The organism is Curvivirga sp., from assembly GCF_965219885.1.
GTDB lineage: Bacteria > Pseudomonadota > Alphaproteobacteria > UBA8366 > Aestuariispiraceae > Curvivirga.
Window position 1 is genome coordinate 1,220,658 of the sequence record NZ_CBDCOT010000009.1, and the last position, 12,797, is coordinate 1,233,454.

The window sequence follows — 12,797 nt, forward strand, 5'->3', positions numbered from 1 at the left end:
ATCAGCTCAAGAAACGAGTTTCATCCGGTCGTAAAGTTAAAATTTCTACCCCGGTTTCTGTAACCGCAACGGTATGTTCGAACTGGGCGGAAAGCTTTTTATCTGCTGTTCGAACTGTCCATCCATCATCTTCCGTAATCACGGTGCGACGCCCTTGGTTGATCATGGGTTCTACAGTAAACACCATACCTTTTTGTAACTTTAATCCTGTGCCGCGATGCCCAAAATTCAGGACATCCGGTTTTTCATGCATCTCACGACCGATGCCATGACCGCAATATTCACGAACAGCTGAATAACCATGCCGTTTTGCATGCCGACTAATTGCAAATCCAATATCCCCAAGATGTGCATTTGGTTTTACTTGTTTGATCCCTTGCCACATGGCTTCTTGAGCGATTTTGACCAACCGCCTCGCCGCTGGTTTTACATCACCGACCATATAAGTTTTGCTGGAATCAGCGATATAGCCATTTTTTTCTAAAGTAATGTCCAGATTGATAATATCGCCATTTTTGATGATTTCTGTCGTACTTGGAATGCCATGGCAAACCACATTATTGATGGAACAATTCAGGACATATTTATATCCATATTGTCCTTTGCTGGCTGGACGTGCATCAAGATTGTCCGTGATAAATCGCTCAACAATATCGTTGATCTCCATAGTTGAGAGGCCTTCCAAAGATAATCCATCTAGCATCTCAAAGACGGATGCCAGTAGTTGCCCGGATATGCGCATTAAGGCGATTTCATCTTCGGTTTTAACCATCTTCAATAACTTTCAAATCAGGTCGATTTTGTTTTGAAGCTTCCAATTCCATCTTAACAATTTCGTTAAACGATAAGGTTGGATTTGTCTCTGCAAGCATACCAATCTTCATCCAGAATTCGGCTTGGGTATTAATAGTCCTGCACATCACACCGCTCACGCGTCTGACTTCTTCATGAAGTTCATCATCAATTTTTACAATGCCCATATCTTATATCCATCTATATATGATTAATATATATACCATATACGTATTGTATGTTTTATTTGTCAAGAGCGTGAAGATATAAGCTGGCTGTATATATTGCTTTTCAATACCAAGAAACGGGTCGTTTGCTTGTAGGGAACATCCTAAAACCAAAAGAACGAATTTGAATTTAGGAGATAAAAAATGAACATTCTTGAAGGAAAAGTGGCCATTATAACTGGTGCCAGTGCGGGGATTGGTGAGGCGACGGCCAGATTGTTCGCATCTGAGGGAGCAAAACTGGTGATTGGTGCAAGGCGTGAGGATAAGCTTAATGCCTTGGCTCGGGAAATTAAGAATGAAGGCGGTTCGGTCACTGTGCTGGCGGGGGATGTCACTTCTGAGGATTACAATAAAAAACTGGTTGAAATCGCCTTTGAGTCCTATGGAAAGTTAGACATCGCTTTTAACAATGCAGGCACATTGGGGCAGCCATCTGCTATTGCAGATCTTAGCATGGAAAATTGGCAAAATATTATTCAAACCAATTTAACCAGCGGATTCCTTGCCGCGAAATATCAAATACCTGCCATGCAGGAAAATGGAGGATCCCTAATATTTACGTCTTCATTTGTGGGGTACACGGCAGGCATCCCTATGCAAAGCGCTTATGGAGCCAGTAAAGCTGGTATGATTGGCATGATGAAATGTCTTGCCGCTGAATATGGCGCACAAGGTATTCGTGTGAATGCATTGTTACCGGGTGGCACTGATACGGATATGGCTAAAGAATTTGGCACTGATCCAGCTGTGCAAGAATTTGTCAGAAACATCCATGCTTTAAAGAGGATCGCACAGCCAGAAGAAATAGCCCAATCGGCATTATATTTAGCTTCGGATGCATCAACATTTGTCACAGGGTCCGCCATGCTTGTGGATGGCGGTGTTTCCATCAATAAGACATAAAATAGATGATGGTTGATATGAAAAATAAGATTTTGTCACTTGATTGGCAGAAAATAGGGCAGAGCTTACATGAAGTAGGCTTTGCTCATCTCCCAGCATTGTTAACTGAAACGCAATGTCAGGAATTACGTGATCAGTTCCACTGTGAGGTTGGTTATCGAAAAACAGTGGAAATGGCACGTTATCGTTTTGGACGAGGATGTTATAAATATTGGGATTATCCTTTGCCCGGTTTGGTGGAAAATTTAAGGAAAGAACTTTATCCTCATCTTGTTCCAGTTGCGAATGACTGGATGGAAAAGCTGGGATTGGAACAAAGATATCCCAATGAACTCTGTGACTTTATAGAAACATGTTATCACGCAGGACAGAACAAGCCGACGCCTCTTATTCTCGAATATGCAAAAGGTGGCTATAATACCTTGCATCAGGATTTATATGGTGAGGTGTATTTTCCGATACAGGTCGCTTGTTTTCTAAGTCAGCCAGAGAGGGATTATTGCGGCGGAGAATTTGTTCTGACAGAACAGATCCCAAGGGCGCAGTCAAAGGTTACTGTTTTAAAACCAAATCTTGGGGATTTGATTATCTTTGCGACAAACTTTAAACCCATGAAAGGGATACGCGGATATTATCAGGCAAAGATGCGACACGGGGTAAGTCAGGTGCATGAGGGGCATCGGTATGCTATGGGCATAATATTTCATGACGCACTTAAATAGAAATAGTTCTTGATAAAGAAATAGAGCAACAATGGATTTATTTGAGCAAATTGAAGGGCAACCACGTAATCTTTTACCACATGATGGTGTGGTGAATTATTACGGGGCAATTATGTCGCCCGGGTTGGCGGATATCTATTATCAAAACCTGTTGAATACTATCGCCTGGAAGCATGACCAGGCGGTGATTTTTGGAAAGACGGTTACCACAAAACGTAAAGTGGCGTGGTATGCGGACCACCCCTATTCTTATACCTACTCAAAAGTAACGAAGCATGCCCTGCCATGGACTGCCGCATTATTAGAATTACGTGAACTCATTCAAGAAAAGAGTGGTGAAGAATATAATTCCTGCCTGTTGAATTTATATCATGATGGCAATGAAGGTATGGCTTGGCATAGTGATGCTGAAAAGGATTTAAAACGTGATGGCGCGATTGCGTCTGTGAGTTTTGGTGCTGAACGAAAATTTTCGTTGAAGCATAAAACCAGTGATGAAAATGTTTCGCAAATTTTACAGCATGGCAGTTTGTTGGTGATGAAGGGAACAACACAAACAAACTGGTTACATTCCATCCCTAAGACGAAAACTGTTTATAGCCCAAGAGTGAATTTAACTTTCCGCTATATCGTGGATCAATAGCTACATTCACATTGATAATTCAAGATTGATTGCCTGATTGATCGCCTTGCCAGTATTGATCGCTTGATAAATAGGACGAGGGGATCTTTCGGTTACATCAATTTCCCGTTTGATCCAGTGATGATCTTCCAGAAGGTATAAGGATTGTGATAAAGCGCGGTCTGTAATCCCCACTAATCCTGTTTTGATTGAAGAAAATCGTTGTGGCGTTTCCGTGACTGCGAGAACGGGAACGGCCCAGCTGCGGCGAATGACATCAAAGGCCTCGTCATTTGGAACTATATCTATAATCCGGTGTGCCATAGAAGCAGCAATTTCACCAGCTAGAGTGAGTTTGAATTCTGGTCGTAAGGGATGCCCATGACCGGGATTACGCTCCAATAAACCTAGTTCCGCAAGATGATTTAAGCTTGCGGTAAAAGAAGATCGACTGGCCCCGCAGGCTGCCAATAAAGGTGCCTGACGCCCAGGAGTGCCTGTATGTAAAAGCGCCAGAATCTTTAACGACCAGGCTTTGGAAGTGATGTTGACAAGAAAAGAAATGTTCATATAGTATATTTACTATATTTTTAGTACATAGGAAAGCATTATGTCAGTAGCACGCTTAAATAATACAATTACTTTGGCTCTTTCAGTTCGTGATCGACATGCAAGTGCAAAGTGGTATGAAGAAAATCTTGGTTTTCAGGTTTTGTATCATATGGATGATGCAGGTTGGAGTGAGATGACAACCAATACAGAAGGTGTGACGCTGGGTTTGGGGGAACAAGCTGAACCTAATCCGGGAAATACCGTACCTGTATTTGGGGTGGACGAAATAGAAGTCGCCCGTAACGCGTTAGAAGGTGTAGGCGTTAAGTTTGATGGTGAAACCATCACCATTGAAGGTATGGTAAGTACCGCCACATTTTATGATCCAGATGGAAACGCATTGATGCTGGCGCAGGATTTGACTGTTTAGGTAAATCTTTTCCGCCATGTAGACGGTGGGCAACCATAAAATCTACGAAAAGCAGCGGAAAATTTGGCCGGGTTCATATATCCAACCGCATTTGCGATGCTCAATATGGTTTGGTCGGTTGTTAGCAATTCCTTGGCATGTTCCATACGTCTATAGGTTAAATATTCGTATGGGGCATATCCTGTTGCATCTTTGAAAGCGCGGGTCAGGCCACGTGTTTCTCGTCCCAAAAGGTCGGCAATTTCGTCAACCCGAAGATCGCTATCCAATCTGCTTTCAATAAGATCAAAAGCTTGCTTTAACTGAGGTGTCGATAAGGGTCGGACGGGCCTTGAATTGACAGATTTTGAATTCAGTGATGTTAGCCGTCGTAAGATGAGATCTAGGCCATGTTCAAAGAACATGGATGAAAGACCATGAACTTGCGCATCGCGCCATAAGGCTGTGAGTACAGAACTGCATAAAGGATCATTATGAAGTTGGGTTATTGCAGGTTGAAGCGCTGCAATGCCACCAAGGTCTGACAATATTGAATTAGCTCTCTCCTGGCTGATGGCAATACCCAACATATGTGCTTTTGGTGTTGAACCTATCGATTGGGAGTTCGGTAGGGCAATTGCTAATGTTCCGGCTTCCATAACGCCTTCGACGCTTCCCCAGCTTCCGCTCTTATATAATTTCCCCGCTTTACGAAGCGCCATTGATAGCATTACGTATGGCGAAGAATTGAACTCGTTTTCTGCGGCATCTAGTTCTGAAACAGCAAGTAAAACTTCGCCGTTTCGATCGGAGAACATTTCGGAGGGTTCCAACTCGCGATCTACAACCCTTTGTTTAAAGCCTTTTTTTTCTTCCACCCAGTCTGTCAAAATTTTTTACCTTAGTGTTTTTTTCGTCGTTTTCGGATTGATTTGTGCTTGCATGGAGTAGACCTCTTAGCGTTATTTTTAGTAGCTCTAGTTGCGAATGATTGTCAACCGCAAATGAAAAATGAGAGTTATCAATGTTAAGAGGCAGACTAAAAGGCACCGCATCAATAGCGTTGTTTTTAATTTCAAGTCACACAGTTGCATTTGGGCAAGACGAAGAGGCCGTTTTATTGGATCCCGTTATCGTGAGCGGAGGATTTATTGAAAAATCGTGGCTTGAATCTGGTGTAAGTGCTGAAGTTATAAGCGAAGAAGATATCGAAAACCGACCTTCTCAAGATACAGTGAAGGATATCTTGAGCTATACAACCAATGTAACCTTGCCTGCAGGAACAGGTAAGAGTGCGACGATACGCGGCATAGATGGAACTGGGCCTGCGGAAAATGCGAATGCATTCTTTGCCGGAAGTCGTTCACGATTAGGATTAAGCATTGATGGGCGTCCTGCAAATTACAATGAGATCGTATTTGGTAACAGTGCTTTATGGGATGTGGAGCGTGTTGAATTACTGCGTGGACCGCAAAGCACAATAACAGGACGTAATGCAATTGCAGGCACAGTGACTGTTAAAACCAATGATCCCGTTTTTGAACAGGAGGCAGCTGCGCAAACCTCTTTTGGAAATTATGACAATAAACAATTGTCGGGCATGGTGAATGACGTATTGGTTGAAGATGTTGTGGCGGGGCGTTTAGCATTTGATATTCGAAGTGGCCGATCATCGGTTAATTATCAATCTTTTGAAGGTGTTGATAATCCTGGTGATATTGAATCCGCAAATGTTAGAGGAAAATTGTTAATTGAAGGCGACAACTCAACAATTCGCTTAACGGCCACGCATAACAGCTATGTCACACCCAATGGGGAAATTATCGTACGTCCTTTTGAACAGCGAAATTCAAATTTCCCTGAACAGCCTGTTCATGAAACATGGACAAATAGCCTGAATACAGAGATTGAGGTTGAGCTATCCGATGAATGGATTGCGGAGTTAGATGCGTCTGCAACCGATTTTTCTTTCAGACGAAAAACTGCGCCGAATGGTTCAAAAGCGGGTATCAACTCGACCGAATTTTCTTTTGATCCGCGACTTCGTTGGTATGGTGACAATGATGTTGAAGCACTTCTAGGCGCGCATATTTATCAATCTCGGCAAAAGGAAACAATCTTCCTTGTTTCTGATTTAGCTTTTAAAGATGACGTAAATACATATGCAGCATATGGCGAAGTTGTTCTACCTGCATATGATAAAGTTAACTTAACGTTAGGTTCCCGATATGAAATAGAAGAGCATCGTCGTACGGGCGGGGATGCTACTGGTGCTGTAGCTTCTATCGACTTGGACCAAAGTTTTAAAACATTTCTGCCGCGGGCTGATTTGAACTGGCAACCAAATGATAAACAAAGTTTGGGGTTCCTGGTGTCCAGAGGATATAACTCAGGTGGCGGTGGAATCTCTTTTGGTTTCCCAAGCCCATTTCCTGTTATCAATTATACTTATGAAAAAGAAACGGCTTGGAATTATGAGCTTTACGGCAGACATAAGTTAATGGATGACAAGTTAAGGCTATCGCATAACCTGTTTTATTCTAATTATAGTGATATGCAGCTTCCATTTGACCTTACCCCCGATAATACAGCGGATGAGTTATTTGTGATCCGCAACGCAGATAAAGTTACCGTATATGGTATTGAATTTGGGGCAAATTATGATGTCAGAGACGATATCGAGTTATTTGGTAATGTAGGGCTTTTGAAGACGGAGGTGACGTCTTATCCGAATTCCGGTGTTGAAGGCAATGAATTATTTAGTGCGCCAAATTTTACGGCGAATGCCGGGGTTAATTGGATGTATGAAGGTATTCTGACCAGCTTCACCACGCGATATACAGATGGGTATTTCTCTGATATTAACAACCGCCCAAGAGGTAAAACAGACGGCTATTTTGTTGCAGATGCCAAAATCAGTTATGATCTTGGAAATTTTAAATTCTTTGGCGAAGTTAATAACATATTCGACACGGATGAAGCTGTTGCGAAATATCCAAATGCGACCTCCTCTGCCAGTGATACTGCGGTGCTAGAACAACCACGAAGCTATAAAGTTGGCTTAAAGGTAGCTTTTTAGGATGAGCAGGATACTTGGCATAGATGAGTTGTGGCCGACTTGTATTGTGATTGTCGAAGGTAAGCAATCTTTGGAGCAACATATCCAAATGATCAAGATATGGGATGATTGGCTAGGAAAGAAGGAAGCTTTTCATATTTTGAGGTATTATCATGATGCACATTCCTTGGAGCAAACACCCGGTGTAGCCAAAGCAACAAAGAGCTGGTTAAGGGCAGGTGCACAAGACAAAATCAAAGAGTATATTTCTTCTATGCAAATTGTTGTGCCATTGGAAAGTTATGACAATGTAAAACAGCTGAGTGTTGAAAGAGTGTTTAGTGTCTCTGGTGGTATTTATGCATCTCTAGATGAGGCAATAAAAATGATATATACCCATGATCCGTCTCCATCGCACTTACCCGAAGATGTTTTGAGCCTTATTGCATCAGAGTTTACTTGAAGCTACCCATAGGATGATTTATCCATTTGCTTCACAGGGCATGTTAATCCATTGGTTAATAAACATGTCCTGAGTTGCTTTTATAAAGCCCTCTTGATCAAGATTCTTCATAATGGCGCGCATTGTTTGAACCAGTTCTGGTGAGGTCTTGTTACTAGCTACGACCCAAAGAGGTTTAGATAGCTCTTTGATAGGGAAATATGGGTCGAGTTGTTCACCATCATATCCGATCGCACAGGCATTTGTTTTGGCCACAAATGAGGTTAGGGGGATAGCATCGAACCTGTTGCCAAATAACATCGGTATTCCGTTGCTATAATGACTGTATTCCACAAAATCTTTCTCTATAACTAACCCTGTTTCCTGATAAAGATCTGTGATGCTACTGCCGATAGGTGCTGATAGCATAATGTTTTTCGATTTCACTTCTTTTAAGCTTGAAATCGCAGGTAAGTGGTTTTCCTTTAATTTATATAAATAAATCTCATATGGTGAAATTTCACTAATCCATTGATATTCCTTTTCCCGACTTTCAGTGCGTGAGATGGAGAAGAAAATAGTATTTTCTTCTAGCGTTGCAGCGCGCATCGCCCGTTTCCATGGAAGAAGATCAATAGAAAACCCCTGAATGATGTTTTTTGTATTCATACGGGTTAGTAATTCACGGATGATTGTGATTGCATATCCGTCTAACTTACCGTCCTTTTCCATCTGTAATGGAGCAAATTTAGCTGAAACTGCATGTATTTCAGCCGCCCCTGCTGATGAGAGAATAGTGGAGTAGGAAAAAAGAAGGGCCAGGGATAATTTACAAAGACACGTTTTAAACGCGCGAAGTCGCAACACTATACATTTCCCCCTATCTTAAATTACATATTATAATTGTAACTTACAAATTTAGAATATTGCTTCGGTATGATGATACTAACACTATCGTCATTTAAAAATCTAATCTTTTCAGAGTTAAAAAGAAAAAAGCCAAGATTCTGGTCTAAGTTTTAATTTTCTAGTTTATGTGGATTTATTCTAAAATTTGCCTGGTGATATTGAAATCATGAGATATGTGTTTGAGGGGGCAAAACTTAGAGAGTTGAACATTAAGGAATGTGCCGATAGGAACATAACCAGTCTACGACTTTCATAGTGATGGAGTCGGGCTCAATACTGCTGTCGTAGGTAGCATAATATCCTTGATTGGAAGTAGCGACCTCCTCCGAAGCACGAATGAGAGAGCCCTGCTGTATAAAGGCGTCTAGTAAGCCTGACCAACATAAGGCAACGCCTTCGCCAGCTACCGCAGCACCGACAAGCATGGAATAGCTATCAAACTCCAACGTCTTCTTTGGACTGATTTGGTTTGCACCAACTTCTGTAAACCAGCGTTTCCAGTCAAACCAGCGTTCCGGCGCATCTGACAATTCCAAAAGCTGCTCTTGTGCAAGATCGGCTAAGGATAAAAACTTATCTCTGTTTTCCAGATATTGCGGGGAGCATACGGCATATACTTCCTCATCCAACATTTTTTTGTATTGAAGGTTATCCCATTCGCCTGCTCCGAAACGGATAGTAATATCGCTTCCTGTCGATCCTTTATCATAATCGCTCGTTATAAGTCTAAGGTTCAAATTTGGAAAATTACGTCGCAATTCTGGTAATTTTGGCATCAGCCAAAATGACAAAAAACCGGAATATGCTGCGATGGTGAACTTACGTTGAGAATGTCTTCCTCGCATATCGGAAACAACTGTTTCTAAACGACTTAGGCCTGATCTTAAAACTTCAAAAAGCTCAGTTCCTTCCTTGGTTAGAGACATGGGCTTAGAAGTTCTTTCAAACAGCTTAAACCCCAAATCTTCTTCAAGTAATGCGATGCGTCGACTGATCGCAGGTTGGGAAACATTTAGCTCTGCGGCGGCACGTGTAAAGGTACCGTGCCGTGCAGCTGCATCGAATGCAAGTAATGTTGTAAAAGGAGGAAGTATTTTTGACATTATAACCTCAGCGTATAGTTATATGACTTTTTTGGGCGTTTACAAAAAAATCATCTGAATGATACCTAAGTCAAGCCAATTATCTGACAGGAGATAGCTTCAGTGTTTGACAATGCCGTTTATACATCAGATGCGTCCTATGAGACTCATTTACTCGATCCGCTTTTGAAGCCCAAATCAGTAGCGTTGATTGGCGCATCGAGACGCCGAAATGCTGTGGGAAATGATATGGTCCGCAACCTAATACCTGCAGGATTTGACGGACGTATCTATCCTGTTAACCCGTCTTATGAGTCGCTTTATGGTTGGACATGTTATCCTGATATTATGTCACTGCCTGAAACGGTAGATTTGGCTATTTTATCTGTCCCGAACCGTGTTTTGGAAGAAGTTGTGGATCAAGCAATTGCTTCTGGTGCACGGGCATTGGTTATCTTTGCAAGCGCCGAATTAGAAGGCGAAGAAGAAAGTGACCGACTACGTGACAGAATTGCCGAGAAAGCACGCAAGGCCGGGATACCTATTTGTGGTGCAAATGGTATGGGCTTTTTCAATCCCATTCATGGGTTTAGGGCATTTTCTGCCTTTCATCCAGACCCGATTGAAATAGGTGGGTTAACCTATATTGCTCAGTCAGGCTCCTTGTTACAGGCTTTACTTTTTAATGATGAACGTCTCAGATTTAATCTTGCCGTTTCTACGGGGCAAGAATTGGTGACCAATGCGGCTGATTATATGGATTATGCCCTTAACCAACCGGAGACGCGCGTTATTGCGATTGCATTGGAAGCTATTCGTGACCCAGATGGTTTTGTGAAAGCTTTGAAGAAAGCTTATGCCCGCAAGATCCCTGTTATTATCTTGAAGCTTGGTAAGTCGGAAGCCGGTGCACGATTTGCGTTGAGCCACACAGGTGCGATCGCAGGCGATGCCAAAGTATATGAAGCGTTGTTTCGTCGTTACGGCGTTATCAGCGTTAATGATCTGGCTGAGATGGCTGCAACTGCGAAACTGATGCTCAATACCAAACTTATTGCTAAAGGTGGGGTGTCAGCCATTTTAGATTCAGGTGGTGAACGTCAGCTGATTGTTGATGTCGCCTCAGAAATGGATGTGCCATTCGCAGATATTTCAGAAAGAACTCAGACGGTATTAAAAGAAAATTTGGATTATGGCTTAACAGCGGAAAATCCTGTGGATGCCTGGGGGACCGGGCGTGATTATGAACAGGTATTTCAAAACTGCCTTACCGCCTTGATGCAAGATGATGATACAGCACTCTGCATTTTTGTGGTCGATTTAGGCGAAGAACTAGATCTTCATGCAGGATATGCACAGGTATGTGAAGCCGTTGCAAGGTCATCTGATAAACCTCTTGTGGTGATGACAAATTATAGTGCCTGGAGTCATCGTAAACATGCCATACGCTTGGCACGTTTAGGTATTTCGGTTCTGGATGGTACTGTCACTTCTTTCCGTGCCATTAAACATGCTTTGGATTATCGTGATTTCCTTGCACAGCGGAAGGTGATTGAGGATCAACATATTGAAAATCCGCGGGCACAGTATTGGCGTGAACTTCTTGCCAATCGTAAATCTCCGTTAACAGAAGATGAAGGTTATGAGCTTCTAGCCGATTATGGGATTCAGACACCTTCCATTGCAATTGTGGAAAGCGAAGCTGAGCTAAAAGAAGCTGTGGATCGAGTTGGTTTGCCATTAGTAGCAAAAACTGCAGAGCCCGGCATTTTGCATAAAAGCGATGTTGGGGGTGTGGTTCTCAATATTGAAACGATTGATCAAGCTAAAAAGGCGTATGAGAAAATCAGCAAACTGGGACCACGTGTTCTTTTCAGCAGCATGCATAAAGGCACGGCGGAAATGGCCTTTGGACTGGTGCAGGATGAACAATTTGGCAGTTTCGTAATGGTTGCCTTCGGTGGTATCTGGATTGAGGTTTTAAAAGATAGCCAATTGGCGATGGTTCCTGTTGATCAGGATGTGGCCTTACGTCGCATCAATGAACTGAAAATTGCCAAGGTTCTGGACGGGGTTCGTGGTGAACCACCTTGTGACAAACAAGCGCTTGTTAATACATACATCAACCTCAGTAACATCGCGCAAGATTTAGGCGATTATATCGCGGAAATGGATATCAATCCTGTGTTGGTAAGCCCGGAGGGCGTGGTTGCGGTTGATAGTTTGATTGTTCCCAAAAATTAAAATTTAACAGGTATGATGCTATGATTAATGATCTTGTAATTTATACAGTAAATGGTCCGATTGGTGAGATTACGCTTAATCGTCCCCATAAATTAAATTCAATGACAGCAGATGTTATCGAGGCCTTGCATATCGCTATGGATAAAGCAGAGGCCGACGACAATGTGCGGGTTATTCTTCTGAAAGGGAATGGTAAATCCTTCTGCGCAGGTTTCGATTTGGGAGAAATGGAAGAAGACCCGGAAAAAGACGTGATGGGTCAGATGTTGAAAGCTGATTTTGACATCATCATGCGTTTTTGGAATTCTCCTAAACCGACAATTTCTGCGGTCCAAGGATATGCATTGGGGGGCGGGTTTGAACTTGCCATGGCATGCGACGTTACAATTGCATCGGATAATGCCGTTTTTGGGGAGCCGGAACCTAAATTTGGATCAGGCATAGTCGCCCTATTGCTGCCATGGTTAACCGGGCCGAAACAAACCAAAGAAATGTTATTATTTGGCAATGATCGTATCGCCGCGAACCGTGCTGTTATGATGGGATTGGTAAATATTACTGTTCCTGCAGATGATTTGGAAAAAGAAGCCCGCGAAATGGCATTGCGCTCTGCAATGTTGGATACTTCGGCGGCACGTATGACAAAGGTTGCAATTAATAAAAGCTACAGCCAGATGGGTATGGAAGATGCGTTGCAACAAGCGTTGGATATTGATGTCGAGATCGAAACGACTGAAACGGATGAATCTCGTGCTTTCAAACAAATTCTGAATACCGAAGGCGTGAAAGCGGCAATTGCATGGCGTGAAGCTCGCTTTGCTGCAGCATAAAT

At 42.5% G+C, this 12,797-nt stretch carries 14 protein-coding genes; 8 read left to right on the forward strand and 6 right to left on the reverse strand.

Annotated elements, in window-relative coordinates; translation table 11 throughout:
- Position 1: 1 nt before the first annotated feature.
- Both map and ACOQOA_RS11260 read right to left on the reverse strand, forming a co-directional pair.
- The gene (gene map, locus ACOQOA_RS11255) at positions 2–772 is read right to left on the reverse strand and encodes a type I methionyl aminopeptidase (RefSeq protein WP_420548724.1); all 771 of its coding nucleotides are present in this window, start codon (positions 770–772) and stop codon (positions 2–4) included.
- Positions 765–980, reverse strand: coding sequence for a ParD-like family protein (locus ACOQOA_RS11260; protein ID WP_420548725.1), 216 nt, complete (start codon positions 978–980; stop codon positions 765–767). The genes map and ACOQOA_RS11260 overlap by 8 nt, the downstream gene beginning before the upstream one ends.
- Positions 981–1,163: 183 nt before the next feature.
- Here ACOQOA_RS11260 and ACOQOA_RS11265 point away from each other — a divergent pair, with 183 nt between their 5' ends.
- Genes ACOQOA_RS11265 through ACOQOA_RS11275 form a run of 3 tightly spaced genes read left to right on the forward strand, consistent with a single transcriptional unit; the run spans position 1,164 to position 3,290 of the window.
- On the forward strand, positions 1,164–1,925 hold the full coding sequence (locus ACOQOA_RS11265) for an SDR family oxidoreductase (protein WP_420548726.1): 762 nt from the start codon (positions 1,164–1,166) through the stop codon (positions 1,923–1,925).
- Positions 1,926–1,942: 17 nt separating this feature from the next.
- Positions 1,943–2,647, forward strand: coding sequence for a 2OG-Fe(II) oxygenase (locus ACOQOA_RS11270; protein ID WP_420548727.1), 705 nt, complete (start codon positions 1,943–1,945; stop codon positions 2,645–2,647).
- 31 nt (positions 2,648–2,678) lie between these two features.
- A complete protein-coding gene (locus tag ACOQOA_RS11275) occupies positions 2,679–3,290 on the forward strand; it encodes an alpha-ketoglutarate-dependent dioxygenase AlkB family protein (protein WP_420548728.1) in 612 nt (203 codons plus the stop codon).
- Between the two features lie 6 nt (positions 3,291–3,296).
- On the opposite strand, the gene ACOQOA_RS11280 is transcribed toward ACOQOA_RS11275, so the two are convergent.
- On the reverse strand, positions 3,297–3,839 hold the full coding sequence (locus ACOQOA_RS11280) for a winged helix-turn-helix transcriptional regulator (protein WP_420548729.1): 543 nt from the start codon (positions 3,837–3,839) through the stop codon (positions 3,297–3,299).
- 40 nt (positions 3,840–3,879) lie between these two features.
- On the opposite strand from ACOQOA_RS11280, the gene ACOQOA_RS11285 reads away from it, so the two are divergent.
- Entirely contained in the window at positions 3,880–4,251 is a 372-nt protein-coding gene (locus ACOQOA_RS11285) for a VOC family protein (protein WP_420548730.1), read from the forward strand.
- On the opposite strand, the gene ACOQOA_RS11290 is transcribed toward ACOQOA_RS11285, so the two are convergent.
- Positions 4,248–5,120 (reverse strand): helix-turn-helix domain-containing protein, encoded by an 873-nt coding sequence (locus tag ACOQOA_RS11290; protein ID WP_420548731.1) that lies wholly within the window; start codon positions 5,118–5,120, stop codon positions 4,248–4,250. The two genes, ACOQOA_RS11285 and ACOQOA_RS11290, sit on opposite strands and share 4 nt — an antisense overlap.
- Positions 5,121–5,254: 134 nt before the next feature.
- Here ACOQOA_RS11290 and ACOQOA_RS11295 point away from each other — a divergent pair, with 134 nt between their 5' ends.
- Positions 5,255–7,309: a TonB-dependent receptor gene (locus ACOQOA_RS11295; protein ID WP_420548732.1), complete on the forward strand. Its 2,055-nt coding sequence runs from the start codon at positions 5,255–5,257 to the stop codon at positions 7,307–7,309.
- 1 nt (position 7,310) lies between these two features.
- Positions 7,311–7,751 (forward strand): hypothetical protein, encoded by a 441-nt coding sequence (locus ACOQOA_RS11300; protein WP_420548733.1) that lies wholly within the window; start codon positions 7,311–7,313, stop codon positions 7,749–7,751.
- An 18-nt stretch (positions 7,752–7,769) separates the two neighbouring features.
- Here the strand turns inward: ACOQOA_RS11300 and ACOQOA_RS11305 are convergent, their stop codons facing one another.
- Complete coding sequence (locus ACOQOA_RS11305; RefSeq protein WP_420548734.1) at positions 7,770–8,597, reverse strand: substrate-binding periplasmic protein; 828 nt, start codon at positions 8,595–8,597, stop codon at positions 7,770–7,772.
- 251 nt (positions 8,598–8,848) lie between these two features.
- Positions 8,849–9,742: a LysR substrate-binding domain-containing protein gene (locus ACOQOA_RS11310; RefSeq protein ID WP_420548735.1), complete on the reverse strand. Its 894-nt coding sequence runs from the start codon at positions 9,740–9,742 to the stop codon at positions 8,849–8,851.
- 102 nt (positions 9,743–9,844) lie between these two features.
- Between ACOQOA_RS11310 and ACOQOA_RS11315 the strand changes: the two genes are divergently transcribed.
- A complete protein-coding gene (locus ACOQOA_RS11315) occupies positions 9,845–11,965 on the forward strand; it encodes an acetate--CoA ligase family protein (RefSeq protein ID WP_420548736.1) in 2,121 nt (706 codons plus the stop codon).
- A gap of 20 nt (positions 11,966–11,985) precedes the next feature.
- On the forward strand, positions 11,986–12,795 hold the full coding sequence (locus tag ACOQOA_RS11320; RefSeq protein ID WP_420548737.1) for an enoyl-CoA hydratase/isomerase family protein: 810 nt from the start codon (positions 11,986–11,988) through the stop codon (positions 12,793–12,795).
- Positions 12,796–12,797: the final 2 nt, after the last annotated feature.